Below are 14,768 nucleotides of genomic sequence, written 5' to 3' on the forward strand. Positions count from 1 at the left end.
CATTCTTAGCCGTCTCTTGTTTTGATGACAGAGCTAAATTTAGCAATAGCTCTTATTATATCATCGGCGATAGTTCTAACCCAATATAAAATCAACACTCACTACAAACTCGGGAAAAGCCAGCGGCGCAACTTGTTGACCGCGCCAAAACTTGAGCATTAAACCATAACCGTTCGGGCCGGGCTGACGGTAGACTTCCAAACAATTTTCAACTAAATCTACCAGCCAAACTTCCTGAATTAGCGATCGCGCGTAAATGGATACTTTCACATCTCTGTCATAATCAACCGTACTATCTGAAACCTCCACTAACAGCAAAACTTCAGACGGTACTGGATGGGCTGTGGCGTAGTAATCAGCACGAGATTGCAGCAATACAACATCCGGTTGAGGTTCAGTGCGCTCCGTCAACTGGATAGGGTCTTGGACACCCAAAATAGCAAGATTTTGTGGAATCACGCTAAAACTGCGGATCAGTCGTCGCACACAACTTGCATGACGAGTTCCAATTGCAGCCATTTTAACAATCTCTCCTTCTATCAATTCCACTCGATCGCCCTCCGAGAGAATACCAACCTCAGTCATTAAATGATATTCTTTTACTGTAAATAACATTTTTTGAAGCTGAACAGACATATAACTATTCTCCTTGTTTGCAGCTTACCTAAATTTACCATAAAAAAAACCGCCCCAAACAGAGCGGCTAAAAGAGGAAAAATTTAGATGAGAAACCTCAGACAAAAAGCCTTTAAGTTTCCGCTATTAAACTTTGTTAAATCCGAAAAAATAGCTGTATAAATGGTTTATTTTCAACAATTTATACAGCTAAATATGATTGTCATCGCCAAAGTTTCTCTCGATATACAGGCAAAATTTTCTCATCCATTCCCAACTAAAAAGTAGGGTTTGCCTTCCAATTACCTGACACTTATGAATTTTGAACAACCGGATTTGGAGTAAATTTAAGTCTCTTTTTCCCCGGAATCAATTTTGTCTGTATCCTGCTTTAATTCTGATACAATTGCGCCGCGATCGCGCCAAGCTTCGGCATTTTCTGGTTTGATGGCAATAGCTTGATCGTAAGCTGCCATTGCTTCCTCATACCGCTTTAATTCTGACAAAGCTATCCCCACATGACGCCAAGCATCGTAGGAGTCTGACTTAATAGCAATCGCTTTCTCATAAGCTGCGATCGCTTCTTCATGGCGCTGCAATTTGGCCAAAGATTCGCCTTTGGCAAACCAAGCTTCGTAACACTCGGAATTAAGGGTAATTGCGGATTCGTAAGAGGCAATTGCTGCTTCGTGCTGCGACAGTTTGTCGAAAGCTGCGCCTCGGTTGTGCCACACTTCAAAATCCTGCGGTTTAAGGGCGATTGCTTTGTCGTAGGATTCGATCGATTCTTGATATCGCTGCATTTTTCCGAACACAGCGGCTCTATTGTACCAAACTTCGTATTTATCGGGCCGGATGGCGATCGCCCGATCGTAAGAATCAATAGCATCGCTGTAGCGCAGCAGTCTCCACAGCATATTGCCTCGATTGTACCAAGTTTCATATCTCTTGGAATTGAGTTCAAGAGCGCGATCGTAAGATTCGACTGCTGCTGCGTACTGCTGTACTTTGGCCAGCATTGCACCTCGGTTGTGCCAAATTTCGCTGTCGGTTGCTTTGATAGCGAGGGCGCGATCGTAACTGGCGATCGCTTCTTCGTAATGCTGCAATTTACCCAACAAAGCCGCTATGCTGTGCCAACAACCGTATTTTATGGACTCGCTCGAACTTGCTCGCTCGTAACAGGCGATCGCCTCTTCGTACCTCTGCAATTTTCCCAGCAAAATCGCTTTATTATACCACGCTTCGTAGTTATCCGGTCTAATTGATAGTGCTTGGTCGTAACAGGCGAGTGCTTCTTCCTCGCGCTGCAATCTTATTAACACATTTCCGCGCCAATACCAAGCCTCATCCAAATTATTATTCGTTAAAATAGCTTTTTCCAAGCAGACTACTGCTTCATCATAATTGCCTTGAAGATAAAGCCCTTCGCCTTGCTTGATATAATCGTCCGCAATGAAATTTGCGTCGCTAGGGGGTGCAGTTTGCGAATTTTGGGAATTGTTTAACGGCGGTTGAGGTGCGATTTTGAGAGCTTCTTTGGCAACAACTGCGGGAACTTGGGCAATTTCTTGAACAATTTGAGATTTTTTCTCGTCAACTTCTCTCAGCAAAACTTGCAGGTGCATGATAAATTGAGATTTGAGAGTCTCAATTTGCTCCACGGAAGATTTGGAAAGTTCAGTTTCTCTAGTTAAAAAATCAATAGATTGTTTAGCTGCACCCATTTGCGCTTCTAATTCATCCTTCAACTTTTGATTCAGTTGGCTAGAATTTATGAGCTCGGATTCCAATACACCAATGCCCTGCAATCGTTTATTGGCATCAGCAACCAACTGTTTGACGATCAGCCGTCGCATCATCCAAAAAAAGGCAATTGTCACTGGTGGAAATACAGTACCAAGAATTAGCAAAATATTGAGGAGAGTTATGGTACTATTAAAACCATATCCCGATTCCTCACTGCCACTAGACGGGGAGATAAAAGCGAAAACCTCGCGAACTTGAGGATTGCTTTCAACCCCTGTTTCGATTAATTTAGCCAGCCAGGTTTCTTGTAAAGATTTTGTTAGTTCATCGCCGGATGCAGCAGGAGTATTCGCCTTGGTTTTTGCACTAGCAGATAAATCGGGTTGAGCGGCCGCTACCAGCAAACCTGTCGGCGATTTTACAGCAATTCGTGGGGAAAATTGTTCGTGGGCGATCGTCTCAGGCTCGCTAATTGACTCAGCCCGACGAGATACGGTAGTATTTGGGGAAAATTGTTCGTGGGCGATCGTCTCAGGCTCACTAATTGACTCAGCCCGACGGGATTCAGTATTAACGGCATCAACAAAGTTGCTAGCTTGCGGTGTCTGAGGAGAAATAGGAGGTGCAGCAGGATTGGTGCTAGTATTAGCAGTTAAATTCTGGGATGCGAGGGCGGCCAGAGTCAAGAGAGCTAGATTAGAGACGCGCATAAACGTCAACTCATTTAGGAGAAATTGGTGCTTGGTTGTCAGCGATCGGGCGATCGGCCTCATAGTCTCAGCAGTTAGAATAGCTGACATGAGGAATGCTGACTAACTATCTCCAAAATACGCGCGCCGCCTGACTTTTCAGGAAAAGTGCCAAGAATTCTGGCTGTGGAACTTTTGTCCAAAAATATATTCTCGCGCCTAATCCGGTTGAATAACCCTCGGAATCATCATTAGGCTGGTAGGGCGGGTTTACCAATCTGCACAATTAGCCCAATATCCGGGTGAACCCGCCCCAACCGACCCAATTTTTAGCTTTAAACCCCAGCTAAAATCGCTTCCGGCTGCTGACTTTGTGCCGCCACTTCCTCTAAATCAGCGCCAAAAATTTCACAGCTATTATTCGGACTTTCCATCAGCTTAATCTTGTGCAACTGGGCGCCCAATTCCCGAACGGGCGATCGCAATAATTGCCCGATCCGAACTGCAATATTCTCCGCAGTCGGCACAACGTTCTCAAAATAAGCAATATCCTTATTTAAAAAAGTGTGATCGAACGGTTCAACAACATAATCGTCAATAGCTTTTTGCAAAGCTCCCAAATCAGCAATCATGCCAGTCCGCGCATCAATTTCCCCTTTAACAGTCACCTCTAAATGATAGTTGTGACCGTGACCGTTGGGACGAGCACATTTGCCATAAATTTCCGAGTTTTCTTCAAAGCTCAAATCGGGACGAGCCAACCGATGGGCCGCGCTAAAATGAGTGGACAAAGTTAAATAAGCTTCCATTCCGTTTCCTAAATATTCAGCCCAAAGTTCGGGATGTTCAAACAATTGAATTTTACTCACAGGTAAATGAGGGGCTAGCCGCAGCCAAATTTGCCGTGCTATGTTTTCGGTAGTTGGCAGAGTCTGCTCAAATTCCGGCCATGCTTCGTTGAGAAAGGAAAAATCGAGATCCTTGGTAACTTCCCGCTTGATGACGTGCTTGACATCAGACAGGTTGAGCACCATGCCGTACTCGTCGAGTTCGCCTATCATGGAAACGTAAAGGACGTAATTGTGTCCGTGTCCCGGTGCGCGGGCAGTTGGGCCAAAACGCTCAAAGTTCTCGGCTTCGCTCAACTCCGGTAGCCAGTACCGGTGACTCGCCGAAAACTGTGCCCGACGATTGATGATGCACTGCATAAAAGTCAATTAGGGTAAGCTTGTTAAGTTCTGTAAAGGACTTACTTCTTAAGGATAAACTAATTTTTGCTGGAATTTTTCGATTATTTGAGGGTGCTGTAAATGAATTTCTACCAATTTTCCCAATATTGGTCACAAGTCGCCGATCGCGCCGCAGGGCCCATTTTACGCCACAACACAGATACCCGGCAGAAAATACCGCTACAAAATAGTTTTTCGCCATCAGTTACTAACCCATCAGTTACGAGTCTTTGAGAGAGTGGGTGAAGCTGAGCTATTCCGTTCGCGGAACGTTCCCGAAGGGTAGGGAATCGACTTTTTTGCCACACAGGACACTCCACAGTTCGAGTTTTTCGCCTAAGCTCTGCAATAGTTAGCCGTTGGCCGTTCAGTTGCGCTAAAAACTAATCACCAATTACCCATTACCCAATATTAATGAATTCGATTACTGCACGAGCCGATCGCTTTTTTGAACATTTCTGGGGTGCGATGACAACCCCGCTATTCTATATCGGGGACACTCATCTGTCCATCAGTGCGATCGTCAAACTGATAATCTTAGCTATATTTGCCTTCATTATAGCTAAGATTATCAGCGAAGGCATCAAGCGCAGCGTCCTAGTTCGGATGGGATTGAATCGCGGCAGTCGAGAAGCAATTTCCACCATCATTAGCTATATTTTAGCAACGCTTGGCTGTATATTCGTCCTGCAAGGTGCCGGCATCAACCTCACTTCTCTCGCGGTCTTAGCTGGCGTTGTCGGCATTGGTTTTGGCTTCGGCTTGCAAAATCTCGCCAGCAACTTTATCAGCGGTCTCACCCTGCTATTCGAGCACCAAATTAGAGTCGGAGACTTTATTGAAATAGACAACTTATTAGGAACAGTAGAAACAATTTCGATCCGTTCCACAATTATTAAAACAATTGACGGTCTATTTGTAATCATACCAAATATTAAGTTTGTAGAAACTAACATTATTAACTGGAGTTACAAAGACCCCAGATGCCGCATCCACATCCCCGTCGGTGTTGCTTACGGATCTGACCCCGTAATAGTTACGGAAGCGCTGTTAATTGCGGCGCGGATGGAATCGAATGTCTTGTCCCATCCTTCTCCTAAAGTATGGTTTCACGGTTTTGGAGATAACGCTTTAAATTTTGAACTTTTAGTTTGGATTGACCAGCCGCAGGAAAGCGATGCTATTAAAAGTGCCGTGAATTTTTTAATAGATTACGAATTGCGCCACCGGAATATCGAAATTCCCTTTCCCCAGCGCGATTTGTGGCTGCGAAACCCGCAAGAGTTAACTCAACTTTTTCACAATAACAAAGACAATAATTCCAACGGCCAAGTTTTTCCGCAGAATGCCAAACATTCAGCCGACATCAAATCTAATCTCCCCGTTTCTGAACATAAAAATCCAGGGCCTAAATCCCCTAATAATTGGACACTGCGAGATTTGTTGCGGCGAGTAACTTATTTTGAACAGTGTACGGATTTAGAACTGCGGCAGTTAATTGAATACGGCTACCGACAACTGTTTCCAGCGGGACAGGTGGTATGTAAAGAAAATGACCCTGGCGATTCTTTTTATATTATTCTGTCGGGTACTGTAGAAGTTCTTTCTCAAAAAGCCGGTCAGTATATTGCTACGCTTCATGAGGGCGAGTTTTTTGGGGAAATATCTTTGCTGTTGGGTACTCCGAGAACGGCGACTGTTAAAACTAGCGAAGATGCAATTTTGTTTGTGGTGGAACGTCACGATTTGCAAAAACTTTTAAGAGAACAACCCAATTTAGCCGATCAGATTGCTCAAAAATTGTCGGAACGCCAGCAAGCTTTGAGAGATTTGGGATTGTTAGATGGCGACTCTCTGGGACAAACTCCTTTTATTAAAATTCGCAAGCGAATTCAAGTTCTTTTTGGAATTTGAAAGAGGGAAGAAGGAAGAAGGAAGAAGGAAGAGGGAAGAGGGAAGAGGGAAGAGGGAAGAGGGAAGAGGGAACAATCTGCTTTTTTAACTTTTAATTTTTAATTCATCCTGCGCTTCCCGCCGCAGTCTAGCGGCAATTCTAAACAGTTCTTGACCAGTGTGCAAGTGGCGATCGTCATAATTGAGGGTAAATAAATACAATTCTTCTATGCCGTCTCCGATTTGATTGATAGAGTAGTAGAGATGGGCGGCAACTCCGGCTACATTAGATGGATTGGGCATTGATGTAAGAAAGTTATGAGCTTTTTTGAGGAACTCGCGGCTGGTTTCGATATAAACTTGAAACTTTTCTATCAGTTCGTCATCAAACGGATCTGCTGACAATTCGTCTATTTCTTTTTTAAGCGGCTTCAAGATGCTGTTGAGCATTCTATTGACTGGTTTGTATACTTTAATCAGCCACTGTTCCATTAGTTCATCCGCGTCCCTTGCTGTTTGTTTTTGCTGGCGGCTGACGTTTGGTGCGCCGGGTGATTCCTGTTCACTTTCCTGGGAAAGTTGGCGATCGTATGATTGTCTGTGCTGGGCGTCTCCTAATATTTCATAGGCTGCATTGAGGCGGACAATTTCTTCGTGACCCGCTGTGTCGCTGCGGCTGTCTGGATGAAATAATTTGACTAAACGGCGGTATGCTTGTTTAATCTCGGCTTGTGTTGCGGTTGGGCTAATCTTTAGGGTTTTGTAGTGATTGATAACGGAAGACACGCTGTTATTTCCTTGAAATCTGGATAATCTGTGAAAAAGTGCTTGACAAAAATATCATGATTTGCTAATTTTTTAAGTATTTATCTGATATAAATGTCAAAAATTGTCAGTAAAAAACCTCAGTTTTCAACTTATCATAAATCTAATTTAGAAAAACATTGAGGCTTTGGAAGTGGTAAGCCGATCGACATTGAGGACTCCTATAGCCCTGCTCCCACCAACAGTTAGATCCTTCTGTTCTTTTCTCTTCCTTCGCCACAAGAACGCTCTGCGCCCACTACAACCTATGGCTATTCTTTAAACTCAAAAGCCAAGCAGGGCGTACACTATACGCCCTGCTCTCTATTTCTGCGACTTGGGCCGGAGGCTAGCCTAGTTAAGGGCCATCGCCAGATTGAGTTCTGGATCTTGGAACAAGGGAGTGCTGAGATAGCGTTCGCCGAAGCTAGGCTGAATCATCACAATCAATTTCCCTGCATTTTCGGGACGCTTGCCGACTTTCACCGCCGCACATAGTGCTGCACCGCTGGAAATACCGGACAAAAGTCCTTCTTCTCTGGCCAAGCGGCGGCCATAGGCGATCGCCTCGTCATCGGTAACAACTATAATTTCGTCGATCGAATCGACATTCAGCACCGGCGGCACAAAACCAGCACCGATACCTTGAATTTTGTGAGGCCCTGGCTTTCCGCCCGACAGTATCTGACTATTGGCCGGCTCAACGGCGATCGCCTTAAACTCGGGTTTCCGCGACTTAATCACCTCTGCGACACCCGTAATCGTACCGCCGGTGCCGACTCCCGAAATCAGGAAATCCACCTCGCCGTCTGTATCTTCCCAAATTTCCTCAGCCGTGGTCGAACGGTGAACCTGGGGGTTCGCTGGATTCCGAAACTGCTGCAACATATACGCATTGGGAGTTTTGTCTACAATCTCTTGAGCGCGGCGGATGCAGCCACTCATGCCCTCAATTCCGGGAGTCAGTTCTAGTTGGGCCCCGTAAGCTCGCAGCATCGATCGGCGTTCGGTGCTCATCGTATCCGGCATGGTCAAAATCAACTGGTAGCCCTTAGCCGCCGCCACCATTGCCAGAGCAATTCCGGTATTGCCAGAAGTCGGTTCAACTAAAACCGTTTTCCCTGGACTAATCAGCCCTTCGGCCTCGGCTTGATTGACCATATTGACACCGATGCGGTCTTTCACCGATGCTGCCGGATTCATGCCTTCGAGTTTTACCACAATCCGAGCCACGCAGCCTTCAGCTTGGGGAATGCGGTTGAGTTGCACTAAGGGCGTCCGCCCTACCAATTCTGTAATGTCGCCAGCAATACGCATAATCTTTGTCAGTTTGTGGTTGAAAGTAAATGTTAATTCCTAGTTTGCAATATTTTAACTAGATGTAATACATGATATCGAGCTGCCGTCTGCCATTGCGCTTTTCGCACAGATCCTGTAGCGTATATTTTTGCAAAACTGAGTTGGCAATCGATCGAGCTTCTTGCCAAACTTCCCAAATTACCGCACTTTCTACAGTTTGAGCAGGCGAGTCTTTTTCAGATCGATCGAACTCTGAGCCTTCGAGACAGTTGATAATTTCTAGGAGGGTAATTTTCCACGGTTCCCTCGCCAAGATATAACCTCCCTTAGCTCCTCGCTGGCTACGAATCAGCCCGCAGCGTCTCATAGTAGCAAGCAACTGCTCTAGATATCGATCGGGAATATTTTGCTGAGCCGCTATCTGGCGAATTTGCAGAGGCTCGCCTTCATCGTAGCAATCGGCAAGCTCCAGCAAAGCTAAGATTGCGTATTCGCTTTTACAGGAGAGTTCTACCATAATTGCTTCAAATATCAGAATAATCAACCCCTAAGTTCAGATATTAAAATTCTCATCAATGTTGAGTTTCAAATTCTAACTCCTAACTTTACCTCTTATTATACCCCGGTTTTCCACTGAACTTGAGCGACTTTCATCACTTCATCCTTGGAACGATCGGCAATCTGAACCCAACAAACCCAGTTTCTCGTTTCGACTTCCTCCCCTTCCACCACAGCCTTACCTCAAGAAACCTGGTTGTCTGCCTCTCTGACTGATAATTTTTAATTTTTAATATATTCTTGGCGCCCCCTTCCTCCCGCCAACAAAAAAGCCCTGCGCTAGGCAGGGCTAAACTTGGCCTTTAGAGTGGCCAGCAGAGAGGTTATAACCTCCCTGCCTCCTCTAACCCGCTCTTAGAACGTGAAAGTAGTTCTCAGAGTACCAATGATGATGTCATCATTACGGTCATCTTGATTAGGATTTGTCACCCAAATCACGCCCGGAGTAACAGAAATGTTGTCCGAGAGCTGAAACTTGTAGAACCCTTCAACGTGATAGGAATCATCGTTGCGGAAGCTCCGCAAACTGCTTGCAGCTTCAAGTTTATCCAAGTAAGGCTCACGACCTACCACGAACCCTAGCAAGTTGCCTTCTTTCCCTAAATCAGGCAAAGCCAAGGTGACAGCGTAGTTCCAGATTCTCGCATCGCCGATGCCGAGAATGCGGGCATTGGTTAAACCAGCCCAGCCACCAAGGATAAACCTCGGGCTCAGTCGCAACGAAGCCTGAGCACCGTAGGAGTTGCTGACAACTTTGCGAGCATTGAAGCCCTCAAAGCCTTCGCTCAAACCGTTGAGAGAATTAGCCACGCCGGTACCGGTGAAACCGCCGGGGACGCTGGCCCCGAAACCGTTGTCAAACCCAAAGTTACCTCTGTTAAAGTAACCGTGGTTGTAGTTGAAAGCAACTTGCAAGTTGCGTCCGGGGGTAAAAGTCAACTGACCCATCGCCGTGTAGTCGCCGTTCGTCAAGCCTGCACCCCTAGCCGGACTGGCTGCATTTGACGCCAAATAGCCAAAGGACAAAGAAGTTGGGCCGAACACGCCGCCCAGCAAGCCCCTGCCGCCGAAGGCATAGTCAAAGCCAATACCTGCGCCACCGCCCAAGCGGTAGATGGGGTTGCGCTGTCCAAAGGCACTCAGTGATCCGTTGCCACCGTCAAAGTCTTCAAAGTAAGGGTTGACAGTCGGCATAATGTCGTCCCACACAACATTGTTTGCTGCAAGGGTAACGTTCAGTCGCTGACCGACGGGGAACTTATATAGCAAGGTGTCGAGGGCAACAACGTTGTCGGTTCTGCCGACTACGTTCCAAGTTTGAGTGCCTTCGCTTGTAGCCCCAAGGTTGAAGTTGCCACCGTTGCCGACTTGAAGCCGTGTCAACAGTAAGTCTCTGCCTGTGAAGCTCGTATTTAAATTCAGGCGCACCCGTTGTTGGAAGACAGCTTCGTTGTTGTCGCTGCCTAGTCTTCTGTTGTCTGTGCCAAACAAGCCAACGTTGCCACCAAAGTCATCGCTGAGAGCGAAAATAGCTTCCCCAGTCAGCTTAGTAGTGGTGGAGAATTGGTTGGCTTCGAGTTCGGATGTCCGAGCTTCCAGAGCATCGACGCGACCGCGCAGGGTTGCCAGTTCCGCTGCAAATTCTTCTTGGAGCCGTTGCAGGGCTGCCAAGTCATCTCTCGTAGCGAAGTTGCCAGTGCCACCTCTAATTAGCTCGCTCACCTTGTCTAAGCAAGCATTTAAACCGGCTGCGAATTCGTAGCGAGTCATTGCCCGGTTGCCACGGAAGGTGCCGTCGGGATACCCGGCAATACAGCCGTAGCGCTCGACTAGGGATTGCAGTGCTTGGAATGCCCAGTCTGTGGGCCGCACGTCGGAAAGTTGGGAAACAGAGGTGACTTGACCTTGAGTTTCGCCGCCGGCAGCACCTTCGCTGCTGTACTGGTTGAGCTGTTCTAATGTGGCGGCTGGATTTTGCTCTTGTGGTGCGGCAGTTTGGGCTAAAGATTCAGCCGGTTGTGGCAAACTTTGTTCTGCCGACTCTGCCACTGCCGACTCTGCCACTGCTGGGGCTGGAGTTTCTAATTGAACTGCACCGATTTCCTCTGGGACAGCGGTAGCTGCCGCGGCTGGAATTTCTAGTTGGGCCGCTGGGACCGAATTTTCTACTGGTTGAGCGACTGTTTGCTCAACTGCGGCTAAAGATTCACTTGTAGGTTGTGATGCCGCTTGGGGATTTGCGTCTGCTGGGGCTGTGTTGGCTCCGACGATCGCACTTTCAATTGCAGCCGTAGCAAAATCTGCTGTCGCTGCCTGGGTTTGGGTGCCAGCGACTTGGGAAATTTCTTCTACTGGCTCGGAGGCTGCCGTTGTTTCGGAAACAGCAGCTAAAGCATTTAGTTTCGCTTCGGAGGTTTCAGCGGTTTCAGCTTTTGCGACAGATGGATTGAGCGCATCAGCAGCCTGCTGAGCGTCTGCTGCCATCGCGCTCGAAGAAACTACTAGGGTAGCTCCTAAGACTGCTGGGCTGATTAGTAAGTAACTCCACAAAAATTTCGACATATTCACTCTCATCCTCACACCGATTACAGAGAAACTTTTCTAGTCTTCTATGTGGTCAGTCGTTGCTCAACTAGCATACTCTAAAAAGAGACCTAAAATTCACTTTTTCTTTTGATTCTTTCGGGCTGACCGAGTATATAGATGTGACTGACGGCTGCACAGAGCCTGTTTTTTAACCTTTACTCAACTGCGTCAAAACCAGGCCAGGCTTGGGTTGTGGATTGATTTGACGGCTGACACTTGATAGCGCCCGATCGCCTATCTACTTTTTAGCACAGCACGCCCGACTCGTCTAGGCTGATTCGACTTTAACCTCCAAGCTGTGCCCGAGGACGCTAAAGACTTGGCGATGATCGAACAATTCTAACAAATCAGCGTTGATTTTGTTGTGAGCTGCTTCTTGCCGCAAAATTTTCATCGCTGCCTCTGTTCGCAGAGCTCGCTTGTAGGGGCGATCGCCTGCTGTCAGGGCGTCGTAAATATCGGCGATCGTCATCAATTGGGCTTGAATTGGAATTTCTGACTTGTTTAGACCTCGCGGATAGCCTGTGCCGTCGAGTTTTTCGTGATGTCCGTAGGCAATGTCTGGAACATTTTTTAAATCCTTTGTCCAAGGAATTTGTTTCAGAAACTCGTAAGTGTGAGTTACATGAGATTCTATTGCCGATCGTTCTTCCGGCGTCAGGTTGCCCCTCGACACCATCAATTGCAATATCTCGTCTGGGTTCAGCAGGGGTTTCTTTGCCCCATCTATATCTCTGTAAGTTTGTCGAGAAATTTCTCGCAGTTGAGCTAGCGGTTCTGCTGCCAAAATGTGAGGCTCGTTTGCCTCTAGCAGCACTTCCCAGTATTCTGCTAATCTGGTTTTCGCCTCTGCTAGCTTAGTGTCTAGCTGTTCGATTTCCTGGCATTGAGCGCACTCGGGCTGCTGGCTGGGGTGTTTTCGGTAGGCTGAATGCTCCAGCAAGTATTTATATTTAGACTGAACGCATTCCATTTCCATCGTCCGCTGAGCTAAGCCAAAGCGGTGGCGAATGATTTCTAGCTGTGCGGGGTAAAGCTTTTTCTGTTTGGTCAAAACTGCTTCGGGGACTCCTATTTTGCCAAAATCGTGCAGCAGGGCGGCGTAGCGAAGTTCTTGAATTTGGCGGTTGTTAAAGTAAATAGAGCGCAGTCCTCCGCTGCTGACGGTGTTTACTTCTTCTGAAAGGCGTACTGTGAGGGCTGCTACTCGTTCTGAATGGCCGTAGGTACAGGGGTCTCTGGCTTCTATGACTTGCACCGAGGCTTTGACGAAGCCCTCGAACAAATGTTCTATGCTGTCTTGGAGTTGATTGCGCTCGATCGAGATTGCTGCTTGAGAAGCGAGCGATCGAACTATCCTTTCTTCCCACTCCGAATACTGCTGCGTCGATTCCCAGGCATTGTCTGCAGTCAGCACCGTATCTGCCTTTGTTTTGCGGTTGATCAGTTGCAGTACACCTATTGTCTCCCCCTGTCGGTTTTGCATCGGCAGTACCATTACCGAGCAAGTGCGGTAATTAATATCCCTGTCAAAACTGGTATCTAGCCGGTAGGGTACGCCGGGGGGTAAGTCGTAGGCATCAGACAGGTTCAAACTTTGACCTGTAATTGCCACGTATCCCGCCAAGCTTTTGTCTGTCAGTGGCAGGGCAAACTCCTTAAACGACAGGCTGGGTTTAGAACCGTTTTGCGCTACCTTGAACAGCAGCTTAGGTGTTTCGTCGCTGTGATCTACTAAGTAAACACTGCCAGCATCGCTGTAGGTAATTTCTCTACTTTTGGATAAAATTAAGTTTAACAAGTCGCCCAAATCTTGGGCGCTCGACAGAGCCGCGCCAATATCTAAAAGCTTTTCTATCAGATCGGTTTTTTCTGCCGCAGACTCGTTCTTGAACTCTGGCTTTTCAAATACGATCATGGTCGGATGATGGGGAATAGCCTTTTATACATTGAACGTTGGGCCTCTCGACTTTTTCACACCAGATTTTAACCCCAAGTAGATTTTTTATTTGCGAGCTTTCCGCGATCGGGGACTGTGACTAGATGCAGTGGTTCTTGTGGGGCCAGCGAGCACTCTTTTAATCTAGCGTAGAAATCTCTTGGGCTAGGGCAAAGTCTTTCTCAGTTAAGCCTCCGGCATCGTGAGTTGTCAAGTTAAGTGTAACTTTGTTGTAGGAAATTTCTATATCGGGGTGATGTGCTGCGGCTTCTGAGGGGGCGACCAACTTATTCACAAAGGCGATCGCTTCGATAAAATCTTTAAATAAACGGGTACAGCGCAGTTGTTTGGCTTCAACCGTCCAGCCTGACAATTGACTGGCGCGCTCTTGAATTTCAGTATTGTTAAGTAGGTCAGCCATAATTTTTTTTCTTTGGGATTAGCAATGGCAGATTAACTGCCCACCTGTAGAAAACCTGACCAAAAACTATCCGCTCTCACCAATAGAGTTTAGTCTCAAGTTTTAATACTCAAGATTTAACACTATTTGAGGTGAGAGCGGTCTAGCGGGTCTTCAGATTAGAACCTGACTGCCGGGAGAATCCCTAGCTCAGCCTGGTTCCCCGTGGAAGTCGTTTCCCGTTGGAGACGACGGCTGACTGCTAGTGAGCGGCCCCGGCGCACAGCCGGTAGTTTCCAATCTGATGACCCATGCGTTTACTACTTTCTATCATGGGCATCACCTCCAGGTTTAGCTAAATGGCTTTATATTTGAACGCACATCACCTAAATACAAGATTTAAGGTGATGATTTGTGCGCTAGCCATTGCCAGCGTTACCAGAAGAACTTGCGTTCTGAGTATCATTCCAGTAGTCACAATTATTAGAATAACACAAGGAATTAGAAGTGGGGGGATGCAAATTGAGATTTTTGTAAGATGAGGGCAAATTACTGCTGCTGCAAGGTCTCTGATCGATCTCTACAGCAAGCGGACGATCGCAGTTTCAGCCATTTGCCTATATTCTCTTCAAAATCCGGGCTGTGCGGTTATCAGGTGCATGGCAACTCTGGCGGCGCGGAAAGGTCGATCGATTTCTTGCCCGATAGGAGAGTTAACCAGATATAAAGACACAAGTTGTTCTAGCCGCAGGCAGAATTTGTTTTTGTACAAACTCAACTTTTTTTAGGGCGCTAATTCGATCGACTCCTGCAAACAAAAAGCTCCCGCCACCAGGCAGGAGCTTTTTAAGCATTAAGGGTAAAGCCTAAACTGCTTTATCTTACCCTTTTAAAATGTTGGAAATTTTGATATTTCGCGCTGATTACAGAGCGTTACCGCGAGGCAGAACTTCTTCAGGGAAGATGAAGTTTTCGTGGGGTTGGTCTGTCGGAGCCATCCAAGCACG

General features: G+C 46.8%; 10 protein-coding genes. 1 reads left to right on the plus strand and 9 read right to left on the minus strand.

The window, feature by feature from the left end; translation table 11 throughout:
• Positions 1-75 precede the first annotated feature (75 nt).
• From QUA43_RS26990 to QUA43_RS27000, 3 genes are all read right to left on the minus strand, one after another.
• Positions 76-636, minus strand: a complete 561-nt coding sequence (locus tag QUA43_RS26990) for a Uma2 family endonuclease (protein WP_333378218.1) — start codon at positions 634-636, stop codon at positions 76-78.
• Between the two features lie 326 nt (positions 637-962).
• Complete coding sequence (locus tag QUA43_RS26995) at positions 963-3,164, minus strand: tetratricopeptide repeat protein (protein ID WP_333378221.1); 2,202 nt, start codon at positions 3,162-3,164, stop codon at positions 963-965.
• Between the two features lie 224 nt (positions 3,165-3,388).
• Positions 3,389-4,261 (minus strand): 6-carboxytetrahydropterin synthase, encoded by an 873-nt coding sequence (locus tag QUA43_RS27000; protein WP_333378225.1) that lies wholly within the window; start codon positions 4,259-4,261, stop codon positions 3,389-3,391.
• Positions 4,262-4,696: 435 nt separating this feature from the next.
• Here QUA43_RS27000 and QUA43_RS27005 point away from each other — a divergent pair, with 435 nt between their 5' ends.
• A complete protein-coding gene (locus QUA43_RS27005) occupies positions 4,697-6,196 on the plus strand; it encodes a cyclic nucleotide-binding domain-containing protein (protein WP_333378228.1) in 1,500 nt (499 codons plus the stop codon).
• 84 nt (positions 6,197-6,280) lie between these two features.
• Here QUA43_RS27005 and QUA43_RS27010 read toward each other — a convergent pair whose 3' ends face one another.
• The 6 genes from QUA43_RS27010 to QUA43_RS27035 all read right to left on the minus strand — a co-directional run bounded on the left by QUA43_RS27010 (position 6,281) and on the right by QUA43_RS27035 (position 13,782).
• Complete coding sequence (locus QUA43_RS27010; protein WP_333378230.1) at positions 6,281-6,961, minus strand: J domain-containing protein; 681 nt, start codon at positions 6,959-6,961, stop codon at positions 6,281-6,283.
• A 372-nt stretch (positions 6,962-7,333) separates the two neighbouring features.
• The gene (gene cysK / locus QUA43_RS27015) at positions 7,334-8,296 is read right to left on the minus strand and encodes a cysteine synthase A (protein WP_333339373.1); all 963 of its coding nucleotides are present in this window, start codon (positions 8,294-8,296) and stop codon (positions 7,334-7,336) included.
• A gap of 58 nt (positions 8,297-8,354) precedes the next feature.
• Positions 8,355-8,795, minus strand: a complete 441-nt coding sequence (locus QUA43_RS27020; protein WP_015176708.1) for an RrF2 family transcriptional regulator — start codon at positions 8,793-8,795, stop codon at positions 8,355-8,357.
• A gap of 395 nt (positions 8,796-9,190) precedes the next feature.
• Positions 9,191-11,398 carry an iron uptake porin gene (locus QUA43_RS27025; RefSeq protein ID WP_333378233.1) on the minus strand — a complete coding sequence of 736 codons (2,208 nt, stop codon included), beginning with the start codon at positions 11,396-11,398 and terminating at the stop codon, positions 9,191-9,193.
• 292 nt (positions 11,399-11,690) lie between these two features.
• Positions 11,691-13,340, minus strand: coding sequence for an HD domain-containing phosphohydrolase (locus QUA43_RS27030; RefSeq protein WP_333378236.1), 1,650 nt, complete (start codon positions 13,338-13,340; stop codon positions 11,691-11,693).
• A gap of 160 nt (positions 13,341-13,500) precedes the next feature.
• Positions 13,501-13,782, minus strand: coding sequence for a 4a-hydroxytetrahydrobiopterin dehydratase (locus QUA43_RS27035; RefSeq protein ID WP_333378239.1), 282 nt, complete (start codon positions 13,780-13,782; stop codon positions 13,501-13,503).
• Positions 13,783-14,768: the final 986 nt, after the last annotated feature.

Source organism: Microcoleus sp. N9_B4 (assembly GCF_036701635.1).
Classification (GTDB): domain Bacteria; phylum Cyanobacteriota; class Cyanobacteriia; order Cyanobacteriales; family Microcoleaceae; genus Microcoleus.

Excerpts from the sequence above, each read along its gene's own strand:
- QUA43_RS26990 (WP_333378218.1), bottom strand. The coding sequence starts at position 636 with ATGTCTGTTCAGCTTCAAAAAATGTTATTTACAGTAAAAGAATATCAT.
- QUA43_RS26995 (WP_333378221.1), bottom strand. The coding sequence starts at position 3,164 with ATGTCAGCTATTCTAACTGCTGAGACTATGAGGCCGATCGCCCGATCG.
- QUA43_RS27000 (WP_333378225.1), bottom strand. The coding sequence starts at position 4,261 with ATGCAGTGCATCATCAATCGTCGGGCACAGTTTTCGGCGAGTCACCGG.
- QUA43_RS27005 (WP_333378228.1), top strand. The coding sequence starts at position 4,697 with ATGAATTCGATTACTGCACGAGCCGATCGCTTTTTTGAACATTTCTGG.
- cysK (WP_333339373.1), bottom strand. The coding sequence starts at position 8,296 with ATGCGTATTGCTGGCGACATTACAGAATTGGTAGGGCGGACGCCCTTA.
- QUA43_RS27020 (WP_015176708.1), bottom strand. The coding sequence starts at position 8,795 with ATGGTAGAACTCTCCTGTAAAAGCGAATACGCAATCTTAGCTTTGCTG.
- QUA43_RS27025 (WP_333378233.1), bottom strand. The coding sequence starts at position 11,398 with ATGTCGAAATTTTTGTGGAGTTACTTACTAATCAGCCCAGCAGTCTTA.
- QUA43_RS27030 (WP_333378236.1), bottom strand. The coding sequence starts at position 13,340 with ATGATCGTATTTGAAAAGCCAGAGTTCAAGAACGAGTCTGCGGCAGAA.
- QUA43_RS27035 (WP_333378239.1), bottom strand. The coding sequence starts at position 13,782 with ATGGCTGACCTACTTAACAATACTGAAATTCAAGAGCGCGCCAGTCAA.